Raw genomic sequence first — 24,592 nt, 5'->3', positions numbered from 1 at the left:
AGAAGTGTAGTAAGGGATAGTTTCTGTTGACAAACCAGCAGCAGGATAGTAGATCTTACCAATTTTCTTCTCTTGACGTTCTTCGATACGTTGCGTAATTGGGTGAATAGAAGCAGAAACATCGTTGATGTAGCTGATAGAACCATTTGGTGCTACAGCAAGGCGGTTTTGGTGGTAAAGTCCATCTGCTTTAACTTTATCACGGAGTTCAGACCAGTCAGCAGCAGTAGGAATAAAGATATCTTTGAAGAGTTCTTTAACACGGTCTGATTTTGGAACAAACTCACCACTTGTGTACTTATCAAAGTAGCTTCCGTTTGCGTAGTCTGATTTTTCAAAGTTGTGGAAGGTAACACCACGTTCACGTGCGATATTGTTTGACTCAACCAAGGTCCAGTAGTTCATAAGCATAAAGTAGATGCTTGTGAATTCAACAGACTCAGGTGATCCGTATTCGATCAATTGTTGAGCAAGATAGCTGTGAAGTCCCATAGCTCCAAGACCGAAGGTATGAGCTCGACTATTTCCGTGGTCGATAGTAGGAACAGCGACGATGTGTGAACTATCTGTAACGAAGGTCAAGGCACGTACCATTGCACGGATAGAGCGACCAAAGTCAGGTGAAGTCATCATGTTGACCACGTTAGTTGAACCAAGGTTACATGAAACATCTGTCCCCATTTGGAGGAATTCTTGCGCATCGTTGATAAGACTTGGTTCTTGGACTTGAAGAATCTCTGAACACAAGTTACTCATGATGATCTTACCATCGACTGGATTTGCACGGTTAGCAGTATCGATGTTGACTACATAAGGATAGCCAGATTCTTGTTGCAATTTAGAAATCTCAGTTTCCAAATCACGCGCCTTGATTTTTGTCTTACGGATGTTTGGATTTGCAACTAGTTCATCGTATTTTTCAGTGATGTCGATATAGTTGAAAGGTACTCCATACTCTTTTTCTACAGAATATGGGCTAAATAGGTACATTTCTTCATTTTTACGAGCCAATTCGTAGAATTTATCTGGAACCACAACACCAAGTGAAAGGGTCTTGACACGCACTTTTTCATCGGCGTTTTCCTTCTTAGTTGAAAGGAAGGCGATGATATCTGGGTGGAAGACATTGAGGTAAACAACCCCAGCACCTTGACGTTGACCGAGTTGGTTAGAGTAAGAGAAGCTGTCTTCGAAAAGCTTCATAACTGGTACGACACCAGAAGCAGCACCCTCATAGCCTTTAATAGGAGCTCCAGCTTCACGAAGGTTGCTGAGGGAAATTCCCACACCACCACCGATACGTGAAAGTTGAAGAGCAGAGTTGATAGAACGTCCGATAGAGTTCATATCATCTGTTACCTGGATCAAGAAGCAAGATACCAACTCACCACGACGAGCACGACCTGCATTCAAGAAAGAAGGAGTAGCAGGTTGATAACGTTGGTGAATGATTTCATTAGCAATATCAATAGCAATCGCTTCATCACCATCTGCGAAGTATAGGGCATTAAAGAAGACACGGTCTTCCATGCTTTCAAGATAGTACTCCCCGTCATTAGTTTTCAGAGCATACTGATTATAGAATTTATAGGCAGCCATGAAAGACTTAAATTGGAAGTTCTGATCCTTGATAAATTGATGCAGTTCTTCCAAAAATTCTGGACGGTATTTCTTGATAAATGCTGTCTCAATGTAGTTATGCTCAATGAGGAAATTAATTTTATCCGTAATTGAGTTAAAAACCATTGTATTTGGTACAACATTTTCTTTAAAGAAGGCTTCTAAAGCTTCCTTGTCTTTGTGAAGCATGATTTGTCCATTCACAGGACGGTTAATTTCATTATTAAGACGGAAGTAAGTCACATCTTCAAGTTGTTTTAATCCCATAAAAAATCCTTTATCTAATTACAAAAGAAAGGCTTCTAAGGTAGACATAGAAGCTTTTGTCCTGATTCTTAAGCAAGTTGTTTAAGTTTACCTGGTTGGAAACCAGAGAAAACTTCTGTTGGTGTCTGAATAATAGGAGCAGCACTAAAGCCAAGCTCTTTTACTTGATCAATGTATTCAGGTTGTTCATCAAGATTGATTTCTTTATATTCAACATTATTACTGTCTAAAAAACGTTTCGTCATTTTACATTGGACACAGTTGTTTTTAGAATATACGGTTACCATTTCTGTAACTCCTCTTTAAAAATTTATTACTTTCTTAGTATATCAGAAAAAAAAACTTTGTCAACTTTCTAAAACTAAATCTTGTGTACTTATTTTACTGATTTTACTAACAAACACAATATATAGTGTAGCATTGAGAAACAACGACAGAAAAATCAATGATTTCATTATAGACAACTTAACAAAAACTACATACTGTGTTTTGCTAAATTTAATAGAAGATTTTCAGCAAGTTATCTGAAAGGAAATTGAAGAAAGTCCATAAAATACTTGAAAAATATCAATGAAGGTGATATAATACTAAATTGTAAGGGTTATCAGATATGTAACTCAACAAGAAAACTATTAAAGGAGAGTCAAACTATGGCTTCTAAAGATTTCCACGTAGTGGCAGAAACAGGTATTCACGCACGTCCAGCAACATTGTTGGTACAAACTGCTAGCAAATTTGCTTCAGATATCACTCTTGAGTACAAAGGTAAATCAGTTAACCTTAAATCTATCATGGGTGTAATGAGCCTTGGTGTTGGTCAAGGTGCTGACGTTACAATCACTGCTGAAGGTGCAGACGCTGATGACGCTATCGCTGCAATCTCAGAAACAATGGAAAAAGAAGGATTGGCATAAGGAAATGACAGAAATGCTTAAAGGAATCGCAGCATCTGACGGTGTTGCAGTTGCAAAAGCATATCTACTCGTTCAACCGGATTTATCATTCGAGACTGTTACAGTCGAAGATACAAATGCAGAAGAGGCTCGTTTGGATGTTGCTCTTGAAGCTTCTCAAAACGAGCTTTCTCTTATCCGCGAGAAGGCTGTAGGTACGCTTGGTGAAGAAGCGGCACAAGTATTTGACGCCCACTTGATGGTTCTTGCTGACCCTGAATTGATCGGTCAAATTAAAGAAACTATCCGTGCTAAGAAAGTGAATGCAGAAGCAGGTCTGAAAGAAGTTACAGACATGTTTATCACAATCTTTGAAGGCATGGAAGACAACCCATACATGCAAGAACGTGCAGCGGATATCCGTGACGTAACAAAACGTGTATTGGCAAATCTTCTTGGTAAAAAATTGCCAAACCCAGCTTCTATCAATGAAGAAGTAATCGTGATTGCTCACGACTTGACTCCATCTGATACAGCTCAATTGGACAAAAACTTTGTTAAAGCTTTTGTAACAAACATTGGTGGTCGTACAAGTCACTCAGCTATCATGGCTCGTACACTTGAAATCGCTGCAGTTTTGGGTACAAACAATATCACTGAAATCGTTAAAGATGGTGACCTACTTGCCGTTAATGGTATTACAGGTGAAGTGATTATCAACCCGACTGAAGAACAAGCGGCTGAATTTAAAGCAGCTGGTGAAGCTTACGCTCAACAAAAAGCTGAATGGGCACTCTTGAAGGATGCTCAAACTGTTACTGCTGATGGCAAACACTTCGAATTGGCAGCAAACATTGGTACTCCAAAAGATGTTGAAGGTGTTAATGACAACGGTGCAGAAGCTGTAGGTCTTTACCGTACAGAGTTCTTGTACATGGATTCTCAAGACTTCCCAACTGAAGACGAGCAGTACGAAGCATACAAGGCTGTTCTTGAAGGAATGAACGGTAAACCAGTTGTTGTCCGTACAATGGATATCGGTGGTGACAAGGAACTTCCTTACTTCGATATGCCACATGAAATGAACCCATTCCTTGGATTCCGTGCTCTTCGTATCTCTATCTCTGAAACAGGAGATGCAATGTTCCGCACTCAAATCCGTGCTCTTCTTCGTGCTTCTGTACACGGTCAATTGCGTATCATGTTCCCGATGGTTGCGCTTTTGAAAGAATTCCGTGCAGCTAAAGCAGTCTTCGATGAAGAAAAAGCTAACCTTCTTGCTGAAGGTGTTGCAGTTGCGGATGACATCCAAGTTGGTATCATGATTGAAATTCCTGCAGCAGCTATGCTTGCAGACCAATTTGCAAAAGAAGTTGACTTCTTCTCAATTGGTACAAACGACTTGATCCAATACACAATGGCTGCAGACCGTATGAACGAACAAGTTTCATACCTTTACCAACCATACAACCCATCAATCCTTCGTTTGATCAACAACGTTATCAAAGCAGCTCACGCTGAAGGTAAATGGGCTGGCATGTGTGGTGAAATGGCTGGTGACCAAACAGCTGTTCCACTTCTTGTCGGAATGGGCTTGGATGAGTTCTCTATGTCAGCAACATCTGTACTTCGTACACGTAGCTTGATGAAGAAACTCGACACTGCTAAAATGCAAGAATACGCTAACCGTGCTCTTACTGAATGTTCAACAATGGAAGAAGTTCTTGAACTTTCTAAAGAATACGTTAACTTTGATTAATCAATTACAAATCCTTGTAGCTTCTAGCTATGAGGATTTTTTCTTCTATTTTCTAGAAAACTCCATCTGTAAAATTTATCAAAAATATGGTAAAATAGACGAGGGAAAAAACAAGGAGGCTACAATGCAAAATAGACCAATCATTATCGGAGTAACAGGGGGATCTGGAGGAGGAAAGACAAGCGTATCTAAAGCAATCTTGTCGCATTTTCCAAATGAAAAAATCTCTATGATTGAGCATGATTCCTACTATAAAGATCAATCTCATCTAACCTTTGAAGAGCGTATTAAGACCAACTATGACCATCCTTTTGCTTTTGATACTGATTTGATGATTGAGCAAATCAAAGAGTTGTTGGCAGGACGTCCTGTAGACATTCCTACCTATGATTATGCTGCCCATACCAGAAGTTCTAAAACTTATCGTCAAGAACCTCAGGATGTCTTTATCGTAGAAGGAATCTTGGTTTTGGAGGACAAACGACTTCGTGATTTGATGGATATCAAGATTTTCGTAGATACAGATGATGATGTTCGTATCATTCGCCGTATTAAACGTGATATGGAAGAACGTGGTCGTAGTCTAGATAGTGTTATCGATCAATATCTTGGGGTGGTTAAGCCTATGTATCACCAATTTATCGAGCCAACTAAACGATATGCTGATATTGTAATTCCTGAAGGTGTAACCAATACTGTAGCTATCGATTTGCTAACGACAAAAATTGAAAAGATTTTAGAAGAAGCACGTCTAGCCCAATAATAAGTAGATAAAAGGCTATGGGAAAATAATTATTTGTCCAAGATTGAAGCCTTTTCCCATATCAGTAAGTCTTTACAATCATGCTTTTAGATAGTCTCGTCAAAGAGACTTTTAGAAGTCTGTAATCTTAATTAAATACAAAGTCAGTTACTTAGGGCAAATAAAAATCGAGGCCGGGATTTTCCCGACCTCTTATTTTTTGATTTTTTCAAGTCTCGGAACAATAACTAGGGTAAGTATTGCTGAGATTATGAGTTCTGCAATAGAATTTGTTGAGATAACAGTAGCTAATAGTTTTTGGATATTTCCGTCAAAAACATTTCCAAAGAGGAAGAAGATTCCGCCTAGTACAAATACAGTATTTGTGAGGGAACCGAGTGCTCCCGCGAAGATGAGCCCCGCCTTGTTTTTGAGGAGTTTATAGACAAAGTATGGAGTTAACCCAATAAGGATGCGTGGTACAATCGCAATAACTAGGGAGTAGATGTTACCATTTGGTACAAATGGAGAGAAGAGGTAGCTGGTTGGGAGAATTGTGATTGTATTGACTGTCAAGCTAATCATCCCCATCAAGAAACCTAAAATGGCTCCAATCCGTGGCCCGTAGATGATACTAGCAATGATGACTGGAATATGGACAATGGTCGGTTTAATTGGAAATGGCAAGACATTAAAGACAATAGAGCTCAGCAGATGAATCACGATCATGCTGGCAAAAAAGATAGCAATAGGAGCAATATTAGAGCGTTTGTTCATGAAGTTTTTCCTTTATCTGTTGTAAAATAGTATCAAGATCAGCAAGAGCACCCCGTCCTATGTCGCCACAGGCCAGTAGGGATTCTTTAGGGGAAATAATTGTATAACCATAAGTTTCTAAAGTTTTTAAGTTTGTTTGAGTTGCTGGATGGTCATACATTTTGGTATTCATAGCAGGTGCTACTAGTTTTGGAACATAGTTTGGCAAGGCAAGAGCAGTAGCAGTAACCATATTGTCGGCAAAACCGTGCGCAACTTTCGCAATCGTATTAGCGGTTGCAGGGGCAAGGATAAACAAGTCTGTTTCTTTGCCTAGCTCGATATGATTAACTTTATCAGGATAAGGTTCTTCCATAAGATCGAGATGAACTGTATTTTGTGATAAGACTTGAAGGGTTAAAGGTTGAATAAAGGCAGTCGCAGCCTGGGTCATGAGTACAGTAACAGAATGCCCCTGTTTCTTCAAGCCACTTACCAAATCAGCAGCCTTGTAAGAGGCGATAGAGCCTGTAACAGCGAGTGTAATACGAGCCATAATTTTCCTTTCTAACAGTCAAATCCTTGAATTTTTTCCACTAACAAGTCAGCAATTTCTTGTTTGCTAGCAGCAATCTGATAATCTTTTTCCTCTACTAGATAAGCCAGGTGTTGATCAGCATTAATCTGAGTGAGGTCATTAGCGACAATCAAGTCAGCTTGATTCTTTACAAGACTTTCTCTAGCGATTTGAATCAGATGCTCCTTGGTAACCTCAACAAGCAGTTTAAAGCCGATGAGATGAATACTGGGGTTCCATTCTTTAACAAGAGAGATGATCTTTGGATTTTTCTTGAGAAATAGGACTTGCACCTCATCCTTAGAAGAGATCTTTGTTTCCATATTTTTCTTATGCAAAAACTCACTTAAATCTTGGCTCGCTTGAACTTGGTCAAGACCTGTCATGTAAACTGGGCTATAGTCAGAAACAGCCATTGAATGGATCAAGACTTGATAATCAGGGACAATCCGTTTCATCTCTTGGAGTAAATCGGAAGTGTTTTTGATTTCAATCATAGTCAAATTCGGGTGTAGTTCTGGTTTTAGTGCTTGTCGCGTAGTAATTAGACAAACTTGGTGACCAGCTTTTAGTAAAGTCTCAGTTATTACTTTACCAAGTCTACCAGTAGAGTGATTGGTAATGGAGCGAACTCGATCTATTGCCTCGCTTGTACCACCAGATGTAACTAAAATTTTCATAGAACTATTATACAAAAAAATGAACAGTAAGTAAAATGAAAGCGATAAAATATTATGTGAAATCCGAGCTTTTAACTATAGTTAAAACCTATAAAGGCATATAAAAATTTAAAAAGAAGCCAAGAAAGTCTGAAGTGTTGTGATATTTACGAACGTTAGCAAGCTTTATGACTGTTAAAAATCTTATTTTATGATATAATGAATTAACACATTTGAGGTAGAGGAGTTTGTTATGAAAACAGATATTGAAATTGCACAGAGTATCGAGCTAAAACCAATCGTTGATGTTGTAGAGAAACTTGGTATCTCTTACGATGATTTGGAGTTGTACGGAAAATATAAGGCTAAACTAAGCTTTGATAAAATTCGTGCAGTTGAGAGCAATCCAGTCGGTAAATTGATCCTGGTTACTGCTATCAATCCGACACCTGCTGGTGAAGGAAAATCAACTATCACTATCGGACTTGCTGATGCTTTGAATAAGATTGGTAAGAAAACCATGATTGCTATCCGCGAACCATCTCTTGGTCCTGTTATGGGGATTAAAGGTGGGGCTGCTGGTGGTGGTTATGCACAAGTTTTACCAATGGAAGACATCAACCTTCACTTTACTGGAGATATGCACGCTATTACAACTGCAAATAATGCTCTCTCTGCCTTGATTGACAATCACTTGCACCAAGGAAATGAGCTAGGAATCGACCAACGTCGTATTCTTTGGAAACGTGTGGTTGACTTGAACGATCGCGCTCTTCGTCACGTAACAGTCGGCCTTGGTGGTCCTCTTAACGGTATTCCACGTGAAGATGGATTTGATATCACTGTTGCTTCAGAGATCATGGCCATCCTTTGCTTGGCAACTGATATTGAAGATTTGAAACGTCGTTTGGGCAATATCGTCATTGGTTACCGTTATGACCGTACACCTGTTTCAGTGGGTGATCTACAGGTTGAAGGTGCCTTGGCATTGATTTTGAAAGATGCTATCAAACCGAACTTGGTTCAAACCATCTATGGAACACCTGCCTTTGTACATGGTGGCCCATTTGCCAATATCGCACACGGATGTAACTCTGTCTTGGCTACAACTACAGCCCTTCACTTGGCAGATTACACAGTGACAGAAGCAGGTTTTGGTGCAGATCTTGGTGCTGAGAAATTCCTGGATATCAAAACTCCAAACTTGCCAACTTCACCAGATGCAGTAGTGATTGTTGCAACACTTCGTGCTCTTAAGATGAATGGTGGGGTTGCTAAGGATGCTTTGACAGAAGAGAATGTAGAAGCTGTTCGTGCAGGATTTGCAAACTTGAAACGTCATGTTGAGAATATCCGTAAGTTCGGTATTCCAGCAGTTGTTGCTATTAACGAGTTCGTATCTGATACAGAAGCTGAAATCGCAGCTTTGAAAGAACTTTGTGCTTCAATCGATGTTCCAGTTGAATTAGCAAGCGTATGGGCCGATGGAGCAGAAGGTGGAGTAGCTCTAGCTGAAACTCTCGTCAAAACGATTGACGAAAACCCAGCTAACTATGCACGTTTGTATGACAATGACCTTTCAGTACAAGAGAAGATTGAAAAGATTGTCACTGAAATCTATCGTGGAAGCAAAGTAAACTTCGAGAAGAAAGCTCAAACTCAAATCGCACAAATCGTACAAAATGGTTGGGACAAATTGCCAATCTGTATGGCTAAAACTCAATACAGTTTCTCAGATAATCCAAATGCTCTTGGAGCCCCTGAAAACTTTGAAATTACTATTCGTGAGTTAGTACCAAAATTGGGTGCAGGCTTTATCGTTGCTCTTACTGGTGACGTTATGACCATGCCTGGACTTCCAAAACGCCCAGCAGCTCTCAACATGGATGTTGAAAGTGATGGTACAGTTCTAGGTTTATTCTAATAAGAAAATTTAAAGACAAGCTCAACATTGAGTTTGTCTTTTTTGGGATTACTAAAAAATCTCCTAGAAAGTAACTAGGAGATTTGTATTTTATTTCATAGTTGGGAAGAGCAATACATCACGGATAGTAGTTGTATCAGTGAGGAGCATGCAGAGACGGTCGATACCGATTCCCAAACCACCTGTTGGTGGCATACCGTATTCAAGTGCTTCGATGTAGTCGTAATCAATGCCTGTTGCTTCGTCGTCACCAAGCTCTTTGGCTTTGGCTTGAGCTTCGAAACGGCTAAGCTGGTCGATTGGGTCGTTGAGCTCAGTAAAGGCATTTCCGTATTCTTTAGTCATGATGAAGAGCTCGAAGCGGTCTGTAAAGCGCTCATCTTCTGGATTTTTCTTAGCAAGTGGTGATACAGCTACTGGGTGACCATAGACAAAGGTAGGTTGAATCAATGTTTCTTCAACAAATTCTTCAAAGAAAGCATTGATGATGTGACCAACTTCAGTATAGTGTTTTTCAACTGGAACATTCTTTTCAGCTGCGATTGCTTTAGCTTCTTCGAAAGTCATATCTTTCCAGAAATCAACACCTGTAATTTCCTTGATTGCATCCACCATGTGTACACGTTTAAATAGTTCATTGATCTTGATTTCAGTTCCTTGATAGATAACTGGACCGTCGCCTTTAACAGCTTTAGCAGCGTGTTGAATAATGCCTTCAGTCAAGTCCATGATGTCTTGGAAGTCAGCATATGCTTGGTAAACTTCGATAGAAGTAAACTCAGGGTTGTGTGTAGCATCCATTCCTTCGTTACGGAAGATACGGCCAATCTCATAAACACGCTCCATACCACCAACGATAAGACGTTTCAAATGAAGCTCAGTCGCGATACGAAGCACCATGTCAATGTTTTGAGCATTGTGGTGTGTGATAAATGGACGAGCAGCAGCACCACCAGCTTCGTTGTGAAGAACAGGTGTTTCTACTTCAAGGAAACCTTGAGCATCGAGGTAGCGACGGATTTCAGAAATGATTTTTGAACGAGTAACAAAGCGTTCAAAGCTTTCACGGTTAGAAATCAAGTCAAGGTAACGTTTACGGTAGATTGTTTCAACGTCTGAAAGTCCGTGGAATTTCTCTGGAAGGGGACGAAGGGCTTTAGATAAGTGTGTGATGTGAGTAGCCTTGATTGAGAGTTCTCCCATATCCGTACGCATCACTTCACCCTCAACACCGAGGAAGTCTCCGAGGTCAGCCTTCTTAAAGATTTCGTAGTTTTCTTCACCAACAGCGTCTTTACGAACGTAGATTTGAATTTGACCTTCGCGGTCTTGAAGGTGGGCAAATCCAACTTTACCCTTACCACGCTTTGTTACCAAACGTCCAGCGATAGTAGCAGTCTCGTTTAATTCGTGTAATTGTTCTTTATCAAGGTCAGCATATTTATCTTTTAATTCTTGTGAGTTAGCAGTGCGTTCAAATCGTTTACCGAATGGATCGATTCCTTGTTCGCGGAGCGCAGCCATTTTTTCACGGCGAACGATCTGCTGGTCATTTAGTTCTTCCATATGTTCTGTTGACATGGTTTCCTCCTAGTTTTTACTCAATTCTTGATACGATGAGTCTTTTTTACGATACTCCCATTTTATCATAAAAGTCAAATAAATTCACGGATAATCTACAAAATCTAAAAAGAACTTAACAGTGTTTGTTAAGTTCAGTTCTAATTCTGATAAGAAGTGTCGTTCCAGACTAAGAGGTTAAAGTTTTTAAAGTCCTCCGTTTCGACAATAGTCACACTGGCATTTGCTAGACCACCATCTTTTCTAAGTAGTGGAGTATCATAGCCTAGAAGAGTTCGAATACTGGCTGTGAGATTGGCACCGTGACCAACAATCATAACATGTTCAAAAGGTTTGGACTCTAATGATTTGATAAATTGAATGGTTCGTTGAGTTGTTTGATAGACAGACTCTGCTCCAAACATAGTCGAATCGAATTTTGCTAGATTGGTACGAAAAGCTTTTAATTGCTCGGGATAGATAGCTTCCAAGGTCGCAAATTTTGCACCTTCAAGTTTTCCAAGTTGCCATTCTCTTAGTGAGGGTATCTCTTCTAATGGACAGCTGTTTTTCAGTTGACTTTGGATGATTTGAGCGGAAGTTTTAGCACGAGGAAGATCACTAGAATAAATCATATCAAATGAAGTTTCCTGGAGATACCGACCTAGTTTTTTTAAGGACTCAATGGATTCATCTAAGAGTGGAGAATCCCCACTCGCTCCTTGAAAACGTCCCTCGAGATTCCAAAGTGTTTTACCGTGACGAATAAAATAGAATTTCATTAGTTACTTGCCTCCAAGATATCTGCAAATTCAGCTTTAACAAAGGATGCTAGATCTTGAGGATTGATAATGATACTATGACCAACTTCCCCTGCGGAAACAATCATTTCATTCAGTTGAAGAGCAGTTTGGTCGATAAAGATAGGATAGTTATGTTTCTGACGAATTCCAACTGGATTATTGGCACCGTGGATGTAGCCTGTTGTTTTTTCTAGGTCTTTTTGTGGAATCATGCTGACTTTCTTATTACCAGAAATCTTAGCCAGTTTCTTTTCAGAAAGATGTTCAGTGATAGGTACGATTCCAATAATTGGTCCAGTTTTATCTCCCAGAAGTGCTAGAGTCTTAAAAATCTGACTCTTTTCATAACCTTGAGGCATTTCACCTTCCAAAGCATTAATTTGAATACCTGTATGGTTTATTCCTGCCTTGGTTAAAATTTGTTGAACCAAGGTTTTCTTGACTTTTACTTTTTTTGCCATTATTTATACTTATCCTCCAATTGACTCATCCAGATTCCCAACCAAATCCCTAGGGCAAAGAAGAAAGCAATCAGTACATATGATACTAGGGACAAACCACTGTAACTAATACTTTCAGCATTTCCAGCGTTTGGAATAAGGATCAAGAGTGTACTTGATAATACGATTCCAATGATAAAATGATACACACGTGAGTGATAAAGGCGAAGAGCATAGTCCATGAATTTAGAGAAAATAATCAGAGTGATAAGAAGCCCAATTCCAATTGGTAAGAAGGTTCCAAACAAATCAAAAGTCTTGAACCCTGTTAACATAGGGCCATAAAGGCCAAGAATCAAGAGGAGATTGGAAGGACTAAGCCCAGGAACCAAAATTCCAAGAGCCAATAAACAACCAGCTAGTGTAAAGTTTAGGAAGCTTGCAGATAGAGAACCAACTACAAAATTCAAGGCATAGAGGGCGATACCTGAGATGATGAAGGTTGCCCAAAACCATATGTGGTCAACCTTGTCTCTATCAGAGTCACGAGTTGATTCTTTGACAAGACTTGGGATAGTACCAATGATAGCTCCAGCAAAACTCCACAATACATACACTTGATAATTCTCTAAAAGATACTCGATTGGATAGGAGAAAAGTCCGATACCTAGAAGCATTCCAATGCCGACAGGAAGGAAAAAGAGCACATCTTCTTTTAAATTCTTAAAAGGATGGGCAAGAAATCGAATCATTCTCTCATAAATTCCCAAGATAGCAGCAAGAACACCACCAGAAATCCCTGGTAGAATGAAACCTAGGGCGATTACAATTCCCTTAATAATTTTTGATAACCATGATAACATAGAGGTCCTCCGAGATTCATATTCTATAAAGATAAAACAGTGATTTAATACTGAAAAATAAAGAAAAGCAAGCAGAAAGCAATGTCTGACTTGCTTATTGTGATAGTGATTAAGGATTTAAAAACAATTTTCTAAAGGTTTCTTCCTTGTTCTTTGATGAAGAAATGAGATTCAAATCGAGGTGATGTTCAAATCCACCAAGATTTCCATGTGAAGTGTATTGGTGAAGGTCATAGCTAAGATCTGTTTTTGGAGCACTCTCATAGTAACCTGAGTTGGTTCCATAGGAAGGTATCCAGATAGCTGAATAATTATCAACGCTGATACTATGTTCCTCCATAAAGTAAACACCAACATAGATACCGATATTTTTTGCACCCAATGAAGCTAATTTAGCACGAAAGGCCTCAACACCCCGGTTCATGTCAGACATAGTCTTTTCTTCAACATCTAACCAATAGTAGCTCGGGTTGTAAGGGGAAGCAGCGTTATAAAAGGCTTCAGCAGCTTTTTCCATTTCTTCGACATTTTTTCCAGCTACATAGGCATAAACAGCGACTGGAACATTTCGTTTTTGAAATTCTGTGATATGTTCTTTATAAGCCTTATCGACCCCATTTTTGAATGAAGCGTCATTTTCAACAGAAACTTGAGCTCCACTATGAACCCGAACGATTGCACCTGAAATATTTTGAGTTAAGGTGTCATAATTGATCTCTGATGGTCTTTGCCAGCCAGAAACATCAATAATCGGCTTGTTGATATTATGTAAAGCTTGAGTTTCTACTTGAACTGGATTTTGCTTTGTTTTGACTGGATGGTCTTCGAACTTGGGTCTATTGATGATTAAAATACCCACGAGAGTAGCTAATACAGTAAAAATAAAAACAGGATTTATTTTCTTTCTCATACTTTTATAGTGTATCGTAAATGGTGAAAAAAATCAAAAAAAAATACTCGAAATCATCTAGAGAATGCGATGTTTTAAAGCATTTGCCCTCTTTTGTGTTTGAAAAAGCAAATTTATGATATAATATAAGGGAATTTCTATAGAAAAGAGAAAAATATGGCAAATTATGCAGTTATTTTAGCAGCGGGTAAAGGTACTCGTATGAAATCAGATCTACCAAAAGTCATGCACAAGGTTGCAGGAATTTCAATGCTTGAGCATGTTTTTCGTAGCGTAGGAGCCATCAATCCTGAAAAAACAGTAACGGTTGTGGGTCATAAGGCAGAACTTGTGGAGCAAGTTTTAGCTGGTCAAACTGATTTTGTAAGACAGTCTGAGCAATTAGGAACTGGTCATGCGGTTATGATGGCTGAGCCAATTCTTGAAGGACTTTCTGGACAAACATTGGTTATTGCTGGTGACACACCACTCATTACTGGTGAAAGTCTAAAGAACTTGATTGATTTCCACGTTAATCACAAGAACGTAGCTACAATCCTAACTGCAGAAGCTGAAGACCCATTTGGTTATGGACGTATTGTTCGTAATGAGAATGCTGAAGTGCTTCGTATCGTGGAGCAGAAGGATGCGACTGATTTTGAAAAACAAATCAAGGAAATCAATACAGGAACCTATGTCTTTGATAATGCACGCCTCTTTGAAGCTTTGAAGAATATCAACACCAACAACGCCCAAGGCGAATACTACATTACTGATGTCATCGGCATTTTCCGTGAAGCTGGAGAAAAAGTCGGAGCCTATACTCTGAAAGACTTTGATGAAAGTCTCGGAGTTAATGACCGTGTTGCCCTTGCGACAGCTGAAGGCATCATGCGTCGCCGTATTAACCAAGCGCATATGGTCAATGGAGTTAGTTTTGTGAATCCTGAAGCTACTTACATTGACATCGATGTTGAAATTGCTCCAGAGGTTCAAATTGAAGCGAATGTAACCCTCAAAGGTTCTAGTAAGATTGGTGCAGGAACTGTTTTGACTAATGGAACTTATATCCTTGATAGCACTATCGGTTCAGGGGCAGTGATTACAAACTCGATGATTGAAGAAAGCACGGTTGCTGATGGCGTTACAGTTGGTCCTTATGCTCATATCCGTCCAGGATCAAGCCTTGCAAAAGATGTACATATTGGGAACTTTGTTGAAGTCAAAGGTTCTAGCATTGGGGAGAATACTAAGGCAGGACATTTAACTTACATTGGAAACTGTGAAGTTGGTAGTGATGTCAACTTCGGTGCAGGAACCATTACTGTAAATTACGATGGTCAACACAAGTTTAAAACAACCATTGGTAACAATGTTTTCGTTGGTTCAAATTCAACCATCATTGCTCCAGTAGAACTCGGAGATAATTCTCTTGTTGGGGCAGGTTCAACCATTACTAAGGATGTTCCAGCTGATGCCATTGCTATTGGACGAGGTCGCCAAATTAATAAGGACGAATATGCAACTCGCCTCCCTCACCATCCTAACAATAAATAGGAGCTAACGATGGAATTTGAAGAAAAGACGCTTAGTCGTAAAGAAATTTATAAAGGGCCTATTTTTCAGCTAGTTCAAGATCAGGTTGAACTACCTTCTGGAAAAGGTACTGCGCAACGTGATTTGATTTTCCACAATGGAGCAGTTTGTGTCCTTGCAGTTACTCCAGATAATAAGGTTGTCCTTGTTAAACAATATCGCAAGGCGATTGAAAAAGTCTCTTATGAAATTCCTGCAGGTAAACTGGAAATTGGGGAGAATGCAGATCCAGAAGCTGCAGCACTTCGTGAATTAGAAGAAGAAGCAGCCTATACTGGTAAATTAATCCTTCTCTATGATTTTTACTCTGCGATTGGATTTTGTAACGAGCGCTTAAAACTTTACTTGGCAAGTGATTTGACAAAAGTTGAAAATCCTCGTCCTCAGGATGAAGATGAGACTTTAGAGTTACTTGAAGTCAGTCTTGACCAAGCTAAAGAACTGATCCAGTCAGGTGATATTTGTGATGCCAAGACTATCATGGCTATTCAGTACTGGGAATTACAAAAAAATAGTGGAGGAACCCATGGGTAAACCTTTATTAACAGATGAAATGATTGAACGTGCCAATCGAGGAGAGGACATCTCAGGGCCTCCCTTGCTAGATGATGAGGAAACTAAGATTTTACCGACTTCTTCTCAAAATTTTGGCTATTCGCGAACTAAAGATCATGGTTTTAGCCAGGATACACTGACCATCGAAGTTGAACCTTCTATTCACAAAAGTCGTCGGATTGAAAATACCAAGAGAAATGTCTTTAATTCTAAATTAAACAAGATTCTTTTTGCAGTTATTTTTCTCTTGATTTTGTTAATTTTAGCAATGAGATTTATTTAAGGGGTCTATCATGAAAATTGGAATTATTGCAGCTATGCCAGAAGAGCTAGTATACTTGATTCAACACTTGGATGATGCCAGTGAGGAAAAGGTTCTGGGACATAGCTATCATACTGGTAAGATTGGTTCTGTTGAGCTTGTACTTGTAGAGAGTGGTATTGGTAAAGTCATGTCTGCGATGAGTGTCGCTATCTTAGCAGATCACTTTGAAGTCGATGCAGTGATTAATACTGGTTCTGCTGGTGCAGTGGCAAGTGGAATCGCAGTAGGGGATGTAGTGATTGCAGACAAGCTTACCTACCACGATGTTGATGTGACTGCTTTTGGTTATGAATACGGACAAATGGCTCAACAGCCTCTCTATTTTGAATCAGACAAAAAGTTTATCAGCTTGATTCAAGAGAGTTTGTCTAAACTGGACCAAACTTGGCATTTAGGTTTGATTGCGACAGGTGACAGTTTTGTTGCTGGAGAAGATAAAATCAAAGCGATAAAAGAACATTTCCCTCAAGTTCTTGCTGTAGAGATGGAAGGAGCAGCTATTGCTCAAGCAGCTCATGCTTTGAACCTTCCTTTCTTAGTCGTTCGTGCCATGAGTGACAATGCAAACCATGAAGCATCCGTTTCCTTTGATGAATTTATCGTAGAAGCAGGACGTCGTTCTGCCCAGGCCCTAATGACGCTTTTGCAGTCTATAAAGGATTAATAGAAGAATTACTGAGAGTGGGACAGAAATCGGTAATTCGTTAGAATTCGATTTCGTCGTCCCACCTCCGCACAGTTGAGTAGGGGCTGTAAAAGCTGATGAAATCAGCGTAGTAGAGCCCACTCAACCACTGCGTCTTGCTCGACAATCAAAAGAGAATTGAGAGGCTAGGACTTTTGTCCCAGCCTCTTCTTGTCTTGCCAACTAAAGTAATCAGAAGGCTCTTAAGAAAAGTTATTTTCAAACTTTTTTGATATAATAGAAACATTGACTTGAAGAATAAGGAAGAGAAAATGAACGATTTATTAAAGGGAATGAATGACCGTCAAGCCGAGGCTGTTCAAACCACAGAAGGACCCTTGCTGATCATGGCGGGGGCGGGATCTGGTAAGACTCGTGTTTTAACCCACCGTATTGCCTACTTAATTGATGAAAAGTTGGTAAACCCATGGAATATCTTGGCCATTACCTTTACCAATAAGGCTGCGCGTGAAATGAAGGAGCGTGCTTATGGACTCAATCCAGCTACTCAGGATTGTTTGATCGCGACCTTCCACTCTATGTGCGTGCGTATCCTACGGCGCGATGCCGACCACATTGGCTACAATCGCAATTTCACGATTGTGGATCCAGGGGAGCAGCGAACGCTCATGAAACGTATTCTCAAGCAGTTGAACTTGGATCCTAAAAAATGGAATGAACGTACCATTTTGGGAACCATTTCCAATGCTAAGAATGATCTGATTGACGATGTAGCTTATGCTGCCCAGGCAGGAGATATGTACACGCAAATTGTAGCTAAGTGTTATACAGCCTATCAGAAAGAACTTCGTCAGTCAGAGTCAGTGGACTTTGACGACTTGATCATGTTGACTTTGCGGCTCTTTGACCAAAATCCTGATGTTTTGACTTATTATCAGCAAAAGTTCCAATATATCCATGTTGATGAGTATCAAGATACCAACCATGCCCAGTATCAACTAGTCAAACTTTTGGCTTCACGCTTCAAAAATATCTGTGTGGTTGGGGATGCTGACCAGTCTATCTACGGTTGGCGTGGTGCTGATATGCAGAATATCTTGGATTTTGAGAAGGATTATCCTCAAGCCAAGGTTGTTTTGTTGGAGGAAAATTACCGCTCAACCAAAACCATCCTACAAGCTGCTAATGACGTTATCAAAAACAATAAAAATCGCCGTCCTAAGAATCTCTGGACTCAAAATGCGGATGGGGAACAGATTGTCTACTATCGCGCTAATGATGAACAAGACGAGGCTGTCTTTGTCGCTAAAACCATCGATGAACTTGGTCGAAGCCAAAACTTCCTCCACAAGGATTTTGCGGTTCTTTACCGTACCAATGCCCAGTCTCGTACCATTGAAGAAGCTCTGCTCAAGTCCAATATTCCTTATACTATGGTCGGTGGAACTAAGTTCTATAGCCGTAAGGAAATCCGTGATATTATCGCATATCTTAATCTCATCGCCAATTTGAGTGATAATATCAGTTTTGAGCGGATTATTAATGAACCAAAACGTGGCATTGGACCAGGAACAGTAGAGAAAATCCGTGACTTTGCCAACCTACAAAATATGTCGATGCTTGATGCTTCAGCTAACATCATGTTATCAGGGATTAAAGGTAAGGCAGCCCAGTCAATCTGGGATTTTGCCAATATGATTCTTGATTTGCGGGAGCAACTGGATCAGTTAACCATTACTGAGTTAGTGGAAGCAGTCTTGGAAAAGACAGGCTACGTAGATATTCTCAATGCTCAGGCGACTTTGGAAAGTAAGGCTCGTGTTGAAAATATCGAAGAGTTCCTTTCTGTTACCAAGAACTTCGATGATAATCCAGATAATCAAGAAGATGAAACTGGCTTGGATAAGCTCAGTCGCTTCTTGAACGATTTGGCCTTGATTGCAGATACAGACTCTGGCAGTCAGGAAACATCAGAAGTAACCTTGATGACGCTCCATGCGGCCAAGGGACTCGAGTTTCCAGTTGTATTCTTGATTGGGATGGAAGAAAATGTCTTTCCACTTAGTCGTGCAGCAGAGGACGTGGATGAATTGGAAGAAGAACGCCGTCTAGCCTATGTCGGTATCACGCGCGCAGAGAAAATCCTTTATCTAACCAATGCTAACTCACGCTTGCTATTTGGTCGAACGAACTATAATCGCCCAACACGCTTTATCAATGAGATTAGTTCAGATTTGTTAACTTATCAAGGTTTGGCGCGTCCTGCTAATAGTAGCTTCAAAGCATCCTATAGTAGTGGAGGTGTTGCCTTTGGTCAAGGCATGAGCCTAGCTCAAGCTCTACAAGATCGTAAACGCAACGCAGCACCAAGATCAATTGAATCAAAAGGACTACCTTTTGGACAGTTTTCAGCTGGTTCTACATCAGCTTCTAGTGAGACAAGCTGGTCTATTGGTGATATTGCCCTTCATAAGAAGTGGGGCGAAGGAACTGTTCTAGAAGTTTCAGGAAGTGGATCTACTCAGGAATTGAAAATCAATTTCCCAGAAGTCGGCCTTAAAAAACTTTTAGCCAGTGTAGCACCGATTGAGAAGAAGTAAGTTTTCTAAATGAATAAGAGTGAGGTTGGGACAAAAGATTCCGACCTCACTTTTTATTAGCAATCAAACTTTGACGCGGTAGCTGATTGAACTTTTTGTTCGTCTTTTAGACTCCAAAAAGCTCCTAATCATCCTCGCGGGGCTGGGACTACGAAATCGAGACATTGTCTATCGATTTCTGTCCCACCGCCATTTTTACGAATTCTCTTATCACAATCTTGTGATAATTTACAAGTTTTTAACAAATAGCTTTTTAAACTTCATTATTTTTAAAAAAAGTGTATAATGGAAATTGTTTTTGAAAGGAGAAGAAAATGTCTGAAAAACAAATGAAAACACTGGGTTGGATTGCAACCTTTATGTCTGTAATGATGTATGTCTCTTATATTCCACAAATTATGAACAATCTTGCGGGTCAAAAAGGGAATTTTATCCAACCGGCAGTAGCTGCACTTAACTGCAGTCTTTGGGTTTACTACGGTCTCTTTAAAAAAGAACGAGATATCCCTTTGGCAGCAGCTAATGCACCTGGTATCGTTTTTGGACTTATCACCGCTTTGACAGCTTTAATTTAATATAGCTAATGAACTCTTCTTCGTATTTAAGCATGAAGGAGAGTTTTTCTTTATCCGAAATTCCTAAAAAAACATGATATAATACTATTAGAAAGGTTGGTGTTTATGGCTAGAATACTTATCGTTGAAGATAATAATGAGATTCAAGAAATTTTGAGAACTCTTCTTTCTGAGGAGCATGAGGTGATTCAGGCTTTTTCTGGTACTGAAGGAATGATACGATTTGAACAAGGTGACATTGATCTAATCTTGTTAGATATTATGCTACCGGGTAAAAATGGTGATCAAGTTTTAAAAGCCATTAGACACGATAGTTCAGTTCCTGTCATCATGCTAACTGCCCTAAGCGATAAAAAGCTCATCAGCCAATATCTCTTAGATGGTGCTAATGATTATATTGTAAAGCCTTTTGATTTGGATGAAGTTTTTGCCAGGGTTACGGTACAATTACGTCAAAAAAGTGACAAGCAAGCAGCTGAAATCGAACATCCAGACAAGTTGATTCAACAGTTAAAAAATATTCAATTTGATGCAGATAGTTTTGAAATCAAAAATTGCCAGGAAACTATTCGCCTAGCTAAGAAAGAATGCTTGATTCTCCAAACCTTGTTGAGACATCCTAAGAAAATTTTCACGAAAGAAGAACTCTATGAATTGGTCTGGGAGGATACTTATTTACCAGGCGACAATACTCTCAACACTCATTTAAGCAATCTCCGTAAAAAATTAAGCCAACTAGATCCAGAGCAAGAGTATATTGAAACCATCTGGGGAGTTGGTGTTCGGTTAAAAGGAGATGAGCAATGATCTATATTTTACTATCTTTGCTACTAATGGTTATTATCCTATTGACGATAGGGTTGATTCGCTATCATCTAGCACTCATGAGCTTGACCCAACAGATTGAAGACAAGATTCTGACTGGAAGTATGAAGAGAATCGGAGTGTCAACTTTCTCCAAGGATTTTTTACATCTTTACAAGCAAATCAATCATCTCTTTCAAGAAGTTGAGCAGTCACGCTTGATTATGAAGCGTGAAAAGCAGACTTTAGACATGGCTATTAGCAATATTGCACATGATATTCGGACGCCTTTAACGATTGCGTCCGGTTATACTCAGCAATTGCTTAAAACAGAAAATCCTGAGTCTGAGAGTTTGAAAAAAATTGCCCATCATCTCAATCAAGTTTCAAAACGTCTAGAGGCTCTTTTGGACTATCGTCGGTTAATGGAAGGAGCAGTTAAACCTGACTTATCTGAGTTAGAAGTCTCGACATTTATGACGCAAAAATTGCTAACCTATTATGATTCTTTTCAAACGGCAAAGATTGACCTTGATTTGCAAGTAGAACCTGGTTTGTATTTACTGACAGATTCGGATTTATTAGACCGTATGTTGCAAAATCTCATTGGCAATGTTTTAAAACATGGGAAGGATGAAGCGAGATTTTCTTTGAAGGAAGTGGATAATCACATTTATTTGGAAATTTCAAATCTGGTCAAACAACCCATTCGAAAAATTGAAAATCTCAGTCAACGATTTTACTCTGAAAACCTATCAGATACAGAAGAATCCTCTGGTTTAGGTCTTTATATTACTGAAGAACTATCCCATCTCCTTGGAGCAGAACTACAACTAAGTACAGATGGTGCCTGGTTTACAGTTAAGATACTCTTTTAAAACAAGGAACCTCCTCTTTTTAAAAAGAGGAGGTCATTTTTATAAGCTTTTCTTCTTGAAAACAGCAAGTCCACTAACGGTAAAGAATAGAATAACAGTAACTGTAACGATAATGGTGTATAGAACAGCTTGACTATAGGCAGTCATGGCATAGGCAACATTTAAGGATAAATAGCGTAAAATCTCGATATCTGGAAAGATAAGCATCGGCGTTGAAAGTAAGATAGAACTGATTAAATAGCCAATGAAAACAGCCAGATAAGAATGAGTCACATAGAGAATGAAGGAAATAATGGAAAGCCAAGCAAGAAGGCAGAGGAATTGAAGACCAATCGTTAGAAGGAGATTGCCAATAAATCCTTCTGGCATGGTTCCTACTCCGTTTAGGATAGTTGCTGGTACGAAAGCAATAACTAGGCTAATAAGAATTTGCATTAGAGCGATACTGGCTAATACAACAGATTTGGCTAGAAAGAATTCTGTACGAGAAACCCCTACTGTCAAACTGTTTTTATAGAGTTTTCCGATAAGGTCAACTCCCAGAACGAGGCAAGCAAGGATAATACAGAGAAAAACGAGGTTTGAACCTTGACTCGATGCGTTAATCAGGGCTTGCACACCATTCCAACCTTGGGTTGGAATTTCTGATTCTGGGGGCGTTGTATTAACTGACATTAGATGTCCTGTAGCCCCAATAGTAGCTCCCATTAACATGAGTGCAAAGAGAACAATCTCTGTAATCCAAAAACCTTTGGAACGGAAAAGACGGTAAAAGTCTGCTTGAATTGTATGAATCATGATCTTCCTCCTATTTTACTAATTGTGTGAAGTATTCTTCAAGATTTTGACGAGCATAGTAAATCTCATCAACAGCGACATCTGCTAGAGTAAGTTCTTTGAGAATTCGTTTGACATCTTGTTCATGACTAAAAATATGAATCTCATTATCTGAATTCACAACTTTAAATTCAAGACGCACTTTGTCTTTTAAGATTTGACTAGCTTTTTCTTTTTCACTTGTTTTCAGAACGATATAGTCTTCATTCAGTGTCTCAAATTCAGCCTTACTGATTTCTCGAATGATTTTTCCTTGGTCCAGAATTCCAAAGCGATTGGCAACCAGATAAAGTTCTGACAAGATATGACTAGAGATGAGAATGGTCATTCCTTTCTCTTGATGCAGACGTTGAATCATTTGACGAAACTCTTTGATACCGATTGGGTCAAGACCATTGATGGGTTCATCAAGGATGAGAAAGTCTGGTTTTGATAGGAGGGCAATAGCAATGCCTAGACGTTGTTTCATCCCAAGAGAGAAATCTCGAAAAACTTTTCTACCTGTATCTGTTAACCCCACATACTTTAATGTCTCCTGAATGACTTGATCAGCATTTGGGATATGTCGAATCGTACAATAGTATCTTAGATTTTGATAGGCTGTTAAATGATTGTGAGCTACTGGGGATTCAATGACTGAACCTACTCGAGATAGGGCTTTCGTGCACTCCTTATACCCTTGACTAGAAAATAGGGAAATCGTTCCATGGTCAGCAGATAATAATTGGGTAATAATTTTAATCAGAGTTGTTTTACCAGCACCATTTTTTCCGATAAGTCCATAGATATCTCCTTCTTTAACTGAGAGACTAAGATCTTGTAGAATAGGTTGTTTGCCAAATTGTTTGGACAAGCCATGGATTTCGAGGACTGTTTTCATAGTTTTCTCCTTTAATCTTTGATACTCAATGAAAATCAAAGAGCAAACTAAGAAGCGAGCCGCAGGCTGTACTTGAGTACGGCAAGGCGAAGCTGACGTGGTTTGAATTTGATTTTCGAAGAGTATAAGATGTTTTATTTTTATAATTCTAGTATAAAGCATAGATATCAAAGAATCGTCAAGCATTTCTAAAGTGTTTCTAAAGTTTTTAAGTTTCTAAAAATAAAAAGCCCAGTTGGCTAGAAATACTAGTTGACTGGGCTTATTTTCTACAAAATATATTTCTCAATAGCACGTGCAACACCATCTTCTTCATTGCTAGCAGTTACGGCATCCGCGAGAGATTTGACGTAGTCGCTGGCATTTCCCATGGCAATCCCAAGCCCTGCAAATTCTATCATCTCAATATCGTTATTGGCATCACCCATGGCCATGATTTCAGAAGGTTGGATATCCAAAATCTCAGCCAAGCGAGAAAGAGCAGAAGCTTTTGTGGTACCGAGTGGCATTGCTTCATAGATAACTGGTTGTGAACGAACTCCGCTAAATCTCTGACAAAGTTCATCAGCAAATCGTTGTTCAAAATCATCTGTTTGTTCTTTTGTACCTAAGAACATACCCTGGAACATGCGATATTTTCCACTGGTAGCTTCCTCTAGTGAAATTTCAGTCAGGTCAGAAAAGACGAGTGTCGCATCGTATTTTACGATAGGATTTGGTTCGCCTCCGAGAACGAAGTAGTGTTCCTCGTCAAAGAGAGTCAACTGGACCTCACTCTTTTCAGCAAGTTCATTTAGGTATTCAATGTCTGATTTGCTAAGTTCTCTCCAGTCAACAAGGCCCCAATCACTAGTTTGGTGGGTAGAACATCCATTGTTGACGATGACGTATTCATTCTGCAAATCAAGTCCGAGTTTCTTGTAGTAGGGAAGAACCCCAAAGAGAGGACGACCAGTACAGAGAACCAGTTTGACGCCTTTTTCGACAGCCTTATGAATGGTATTAATATGAGCCTGAGGAATTTCCTTGGCTTCGTTGAGCAGAGTTCCGTCCATATCAAGGGCAAGTAGTTTAATCATAGTAGTTCCTTTTCACGTGTTTTGTCTATATTATAGCATAATTTAGTGGAAATAAGGATTACTAT

25 protein-coding genes are annotated in these 24,592 nt (G+C 39.4%); 12 read left to right on the top strand and 13 right to left on the bottom strand.

What is annotated here, in order from left to right; genetic code table 11:
• Both nrdE and nrdH read right to left on the bottom strand, forming a co-directional pair.
• A partial coding sequence (nrdE, locus tag HMPREF2795_RS08415) for a class 1b ribonucleoside-diphosphate reductase subunit alpha (protein ID WP_075228636.1) occupies window positions 1–1,887 on the bottom strand: 1,887 nt, incomplete at its 3' end.
• Window positions 1,888–1,955: 68 nt separating this feature from the next.
• The gene (gene nrdH / locus HMPREF2795_RS08410) at window positions 1,956–2,174 is read right to left on the bottom strand and encodes a glutaredoxin-like protein NrdH (RefSeq protein WP_000259242.1); all 219 of its coding nucleotides are present in this window, start codon (window positions 2,172–2,174) and stop codon (window positions 1,956–1,958) included.
• A 363-nt stretch (window positions 2,175–2,537) separates the two neighbouring features.
• Here nrdH and HMPREF2795_RS08405 point away from each other — a divergent pair, with 363 nt between their 5' ends.
• From HMPREF2795_RS08405 to udk, 3 genes are all read left to right on the top strand, one after another.
• The gene (locus tag HMPREF2795_RS08405) at window positions 2,538–2,801 is read left to right on the top strand and encodes a phosphocarrier protein HPr (protein ID WP_000146952.1); all 264 of its coding nucleotides are present in this window, start codon (window positions 2,538–2,540) and stop codon (window positions 2,799–2,801) included.
• 4 nt (window positions 2,802–2,805) lie between these two features.
• Window positions 2,806–4,539 (top strand): phosphoenolpyruvate--protein phosphotransferase, encoded by a 1,734-nt coding sequence (ptsP, locus tag HMPREF2795_RS08400; RefSeq protein WP_025171271.1) that lies wholly within the window; start codon window positions 2,806–2,808, stop codon window positions 4,537–4,539.
• A 124-nt stretch (window positions 4,540–4,663) separates the two neighbouring features.
• Complete coding sequence (gene udk / locus HMPREF2795_RS08395; protein ID WP_007555045.1) at window positions 4,664–5,302, top strand: uridine kinase; 639 nt, start codon at window positions 4,664–4,666, stop codon at window positions 5,300–5,302.
• 192 nt (window positions 5,303–5,494) lie between these two features.
• Here the strand turns inward: udk and HMPREF2795_RS08390 are convergent, their stop codons facing one another.
• Genes HMPREF2795_RS08390 through coaB form a run of 3 tightly spaced genes read right to left on the bottom strand, consistent with a single transcriptional unit; the run spans window position 5,495 to window position 7,294 of the window.
• Window positions 5,495–6,058: an ECF transporter S component gene (locus tag HMPREF2795_RS08390; protein WP_001042711.1), complete on the bottom strand. Its 564-nt coding sequence runs from the start codon at window positions 6,056–6,058 to the stop codon at window positions 5,495–5,497.
• Window positions 6,042–6,593 (bottom strand): phosphopantothenoylcysteine decarboxylase, encoded by a 552-nt coding sequence (coaC, locus tag HMPREF2795_RS08385; protein WP_000101254.1) that lies wholly within the window; start codon window positions 6,591–6,593, stop codon window positions 6,042–6,044. Before coaC ends, HMPREF2795_RS08390 begins: the two co-directional genes overlap by 17 nt.
• Before the next feature lie 11 nt (window positions 6,594–6,604).
• Window positions 6,605–7,294, bottom strand: coding sequence for a phosphopantothenate--cysteine ligase (coaB, locus tag HMPREF2795_RS08380; protein ID WP_000699482.1), 690 nt, complete (start codon window positions 7,292–7,294; stop codon window positions 6,605–6,607).
• Window positions 7,295–7,526: 232 nt separating this feature from the next.
• Here coaB and HMPREF2795_RS08375 point away from each other — a divergent pair, with 232 nt between their 5' ends.
• Window positions 7,527–9,197 carry a formate--tetrahydrofolate ligase gene (locus HMPREF2795_RS08375; protein ID WP_000845264.1) on the top strand — a complete coding sequence of 557 codons (1,671 nt, stop codon included), beginning with the start codon at window positions 7,527–7,529 and terminating at the stop codon, window positions 9,195–9,197.
• A gap of 90 nt (window positions 9,198–9,287) precedes the next feature.
• On the opposite strand, the gene lysS is transcribed toward HMPREF2795_RS08375, so the two are convergent.
• From lysS to HMPREF2795_RS08350, 5 genes are all read right to left on the bottom strand, one after another.
• Window positions 9,288–10,778, bottom strand: coding sequence for a lysine--tRNA ligase (lysS, locus tag HMPREF2795_RS08370; protein WP_000102453.1), 1,491 nt, complete (start codon window positions 10,776–10,778; stop codon window positions 9,288–9,290).
• A 140-nt stretch (window positions 10,779–10,918) separates the two neighbouring features.
• Window positions 10,919–11,539 carry a histidine phosphatase family protein gene (locus tag HMPREF2795_RS08365; protein WP_000675220.1) on the bottom strand — a complete coding sequence of 207 codons (621 nt, stop codon included), beginning with the start codon at window positions 11,537–11,539 and terminating at the stop codon, window positions 10,919–10,921.
• Entirely contained in the window at window positions 11,539–12,021 is a 483-nt protein-coding gene (locus tag HMPREF2795_RS08360) for an aminoacyl-tRNA deacylase (protein ID WP_001085923.1), read from the bottom strand. Before HMPREF2795_RS08360 ends, HMPREF2795_RS08365 begins: the two co-directional genes overlap by 1 nt.
• Window positions 12,021–12,863 (bottom strand): DUF368 domain-containing protein, encoded by an 843-nt coding sequence (locus HMPREF2795_RS08355; RefSeq protein ID WP_000954130.1) that lies wholly within the window; start codon window positions 12,861–12,863, stop codon window positions 12,021–12,023. The genes HMPREF2795_RS08360 and HMPREF2795_RS08355 overlap by 1 nt, the downstream gene beginning before the upstream one ends.
• Window positions 12,864–12,972: 109 nt before the next feature.
• Window positions 12,973–13,773, bottom strand: a complete 801-nt coding sequence (locus HMPREF2795_RS08350; protein WP_001227600.1) for a glycoside hydrolase family 25 protein — start codon at window positions 13,771–13,773, stop codon at window positions 12,973–12,975.
• A gap of 156 nt (window positions 13,774–13,929) precedes the next feature.
• On the opposite strand from HMPREF2795_RS08350, the gene glmU reads away from it, so the two are divergent.
• The 8 genes from glmU (at window position 13,930) to HMPREF2795_RS08310 (ending at window position 21,731) form a co-directional block, all read left to right on the top strand.
• Window positions 13,930–15,309: a bifunctional UDP-N-acetylglucosamine diphosphorylase/glucosamine-1-phosphate N-acetyltransferase GlmU gene (glmU, locus tag HMPREF2795_RS08345; protein WP_000024820.1), complete on the top strand. Its 1,380-nt coding sequence runs from the start codon at window positions 13,930–13,932 to the stop codon at window positions 15,307–15,309.
• A gap of 9 nt (window positions 15,310–15,318) precedes the next feature.
• A complete protein-coding gene (locus tag HMPREF2795_RS08340) occupies window positions 15,319–15,882 on the top strand; it encodes an NUDIX hydrolase (RefSeq protein ID WP_000393804.1) in 564 nt (187 codons plus the stop codon).
• Window positions 15,875–16,186: a cell wall synthase accessory phosphoprotein MacP gene (gene macP, locus HMPREF2795_RS08335; protein ID WP_000517859.1), complete on the top strand. Its 312-nt coding sequence runs from the start codon at window positions 15,875–15,877 to the stop codon at window positions 16,184–16,186. The genes HMPREF2795_RS08340 and macP overlap by 8 nt, the downstream gene beginning before the upstream one ends.
• Window positions 16,187–16,196: 10 nt before the next feature.
• The gene (locus HMPREF2795_RS08330; protein ID WP_000689807.1) at window positions 16,197–16,892 is read left to right on the top strand and encodes a 5'-methylthioadenosine/adenosylhomocysteine nucleosidase; all 696 of its coding nucleotides are present in this window, start codon (window positions 16,197–16,199) and stop codon (window positions 16,890–16,892) included.
• A gap of 293 nt (window positions 16,893–17,185) precedes the next feature.
• Entirely contained in the window at window positions 17,186–19,474 is a 2,289-nt protein-coding gene (gene pcrA, locus HMPREF2795_RS08325; RefSeq protein ID WP_049509798.1) for a DNA helicase PcrA, read from the top strand.
• 314 nt (window positions 19,475–19,788) lie between these two features.
• Complete coding sequence (locus HMPREF2795_RS08320) at window positions 19,789–20,049, top strand: SemiSWEET family transporter (RefSeq protein ID WP_049509788.1); 261 nt, start codon at window positions 19,789–19,791, stop codon at window positions 20,047–20,049.
• Between the two features lie 105 nt (window positions 20,050–20,154).
• On the top strand, window positions 20,155–20,856 hold the full coding sequence (locus tag HMPREF2795_RS08315; RefSeq protein WP_049509789.1) for a response regulator transcription factor: 702 nt from the start codon (window positions 20,155–20,157) through the stop codon (window positions 20,854–20,856).
• Window positions 20,853–21,731: a sensor histidine kinase gene (locus HMPREF2795_RS08310; RefSeq protein WP_049509790.1), complete on the top strand. Its 879-nt coding sequence runs from the start codon at window positions 20,853–20,855 to the stop codon at window positions 21,729–21,731. The genes HMPREF2795_RS08315 and HMPREF2795_RS08310 overlap by 4 nt, the downstream gene beginning before the upstream one ends.
• 39 nt (window positions 21,732–21,770) lie before the next feature.
• Here HMPREF2795_RS08310 and HMPREF2795_RS08305 read toward each other — a convergent pair whose 3' ends face one another.
• From HMPREF2795_RS08305 to HMPREF2795_RS08295, 3 genes are all read right to left on the bottom strand, one after another.
• Window positions 21,771–22,529 (bottom strand): ABC transporter permease, encoded by a 759-nt coding sequence (locus HMPREF2795_RS08305; protein WP_049509792.1) that lies wholly within the window; start codon window positions 22,527–22,529, stop codon window positions 21,771–21,773.
• 10 nt (window positions 22,530–22,539) lie between these two features.
• Entirely contained in the window at window positions 22,540–23,448 is a 909-nt protein-coding gene (locus HMPREF2795_RS08300) for an ATP-binding cassette domain-containing protein (RefSeq protein WP_049509793.1), read from the bottom strand.
• Between the two features lie 269 nt (window positions 23,449–23,717).
• A complete protein-coding gene (locus HMPREF2795_RS08295; RefSeq protein ID WP_049509710.1) occupies window positions 23,718–24,527 on the bottom strand; it encodes a Cof-type HAD-IIB family hydrolase in 810 nt (269 codons plus the stop codon).
• Window positions 24,528–24,592: the final 65 nt, after the last annotated feature.

Origin of the sequence: Streptococcus sp. HMSC056C01 (assembly GCF_001811305.1) — a bacterium.
GTDB lineage: Bacteria > Bacillota > Bacilli > Lactobacillales > Streptococcaceae > Streptococcus.
Note: the sequence above shows the minus strand (reverse complement) of the source record. Positions and strands in the feature narration are given on the sequence as shown.

Coding starts and splice junctions, on each gene's coding strand:
- HMPREF2795_RS08310 (WP_049509790.1), top strand. CDS start 20,853: ATGATCTATATTTTACTATCTTTGCTACTAATGGTTATTATCCTATTG.
- glmU (WP_000024820.1), top strand. CDS start 13,930: ATGGCAAATTATGCAGTTATTTTAGCAGCGGGTAAAGGTACTCGTATG.
- HMPREF2795_RS08375 (WP_000845264.1), top strand. CDS start 7,527: ATGAAAACAGATATTGAAATTGCACAGAGTATCGAGCTAAAACCAATC.
- nrdH (WP_000259242.1), bottom strand. CDS start 2,174: ATGGTAACCGTATATTCTAAAAACAACTGTGTCCAATGTAAAATGACG.
- HMPREF2795_RS08320 (WP_049509788.1), top strand. CDS start 19,789: ATGTCTGAAAAACAAATGAAAACACTGGGTTGGATTGCAACCTTTATG.
- pcrA (WP_049509798.1), top strand. CDS start 17,186: ATGAACGATTTATTAAAGGGAATGAATGACCGTCAAGCCGAGGCTGTT.
- HMPREF2795_RS08295 (WP_049509710.1), bottom strand. CDS start 24,527: ATGATTAAACTACTTGCCCTTGATATGGACGGAACTCTGCTCAACGAA.
- HMPREF2795_RS08300 (WP_049509793.1), bottom strand. CDS start 23,448: ATGAAAACAGTCCTCGAAATCCATGGCTTGTCCAAACAATTTGGCAAA.
- HMPREF2795_RS08360 (WP_001085923.1), bottom strand. CDS start 12,021: ATGGCAAAAAAAGTAAAAGTCAAGAAAACCTTGGTTCAACAAATTTTA.
- HMPREF2795_RS08350 (WP_001227600.1), bottom strand. CDS start 13,773: ATGAGAAAGAAAATAAATCCTGTTTTTATTTTTACTGTATTAGCTACT.
- ptsP (WP_025171271.1), top strand. CDS start 2,806: ATGACAGAAATGCTTAAAGGAATCGCAGCATCTGACGGTGTTGCAGTT.
- HMPREF2795_RS08340 (WP_000393804.1), top strand. CDS start 15,319: ATGGAATTTGAAGAAAAGACGCTTAGTCGTAAAGAAATTTATAAAGGG.
- HMPREF2795_RS08355 (WP_000954130.1), bottom strand. CDS start 12,863: ATGTTATCATGGTTATCAAAAATTATTAAGGGAATTGTAATCGCCCTA.
- udk (WP_007555045.1), top strand. CDS start 4,664: ATGCAAAATAGACCAATCATTATCGGAGTAACAGGGGGATCTGGAGGA.
- coaB (WP_000699482.1), bottom strand. CDS start 7,294: ATGAAAATTTTAGTTACATCTGGTGGTACAAGCGAGGCAATAGATCGA.
- HMPREF2795_RS08330 (WP_000689807.1), top strand. CDS start 16,197: ATGAAAATTGGAATTATTGCAGCTATGCCAGAAGAGCTAGTATACTTG.
- HMPREF2795_RS08305 (WP_049509792.1), bottom strand. CDS start 22,529: ATGATTCATACAATTCAAGCAGACTTTTACCGTCTTTTCCGTTCCAAA.
- lysS (WP_000102453.1), bottom strand. CDS start 10,778: ATGTCAACAGAACATATGGAAGAACTAAATGACCAGCAGATCGTTCGC.
- macP (WP_000517859.1), top strand. CDS start 15,875: ATGGGTAAACCTTTATTAACAGATGAAATGATTGAACGTGCCAATCGA.
- HMPREF2795_RS08365 (WP_000675220.1), bottom strand. CDS start 11,539: ATGAAATTCTATTTTATTCGTCACGGTAAAACACTTTGGAATCTCGAG.
- HMPREF2795_RS08405 (WP_000146952.1), top strand. CDS start 2,538: ATGGCTTCTAAAGATTTCCACGTAGTGGCAGAAACAGGTATTCACGCA.
- HMPREF2795_RS08390 (WP_001042711.1), bottom strand. CDS start 6,058: ATGAACAAACGCTCTAATATTGCTCCTATTGCTATCTTTTTTGCCAGC.
- coaC (WP_000101254.1), bottom strand. CDS start 6,593: ATGGCTCGTATTACACTCGCTGTTACAGGCTCTATCGCCTCTTACAAG.
- HMPREF2795_RS08315 (WP_049509789.1), top strand. CDS start 20,155: ATGGCTAGAATACTTATCGTTGAAGATAATAATGAGATTCAAGAAATT.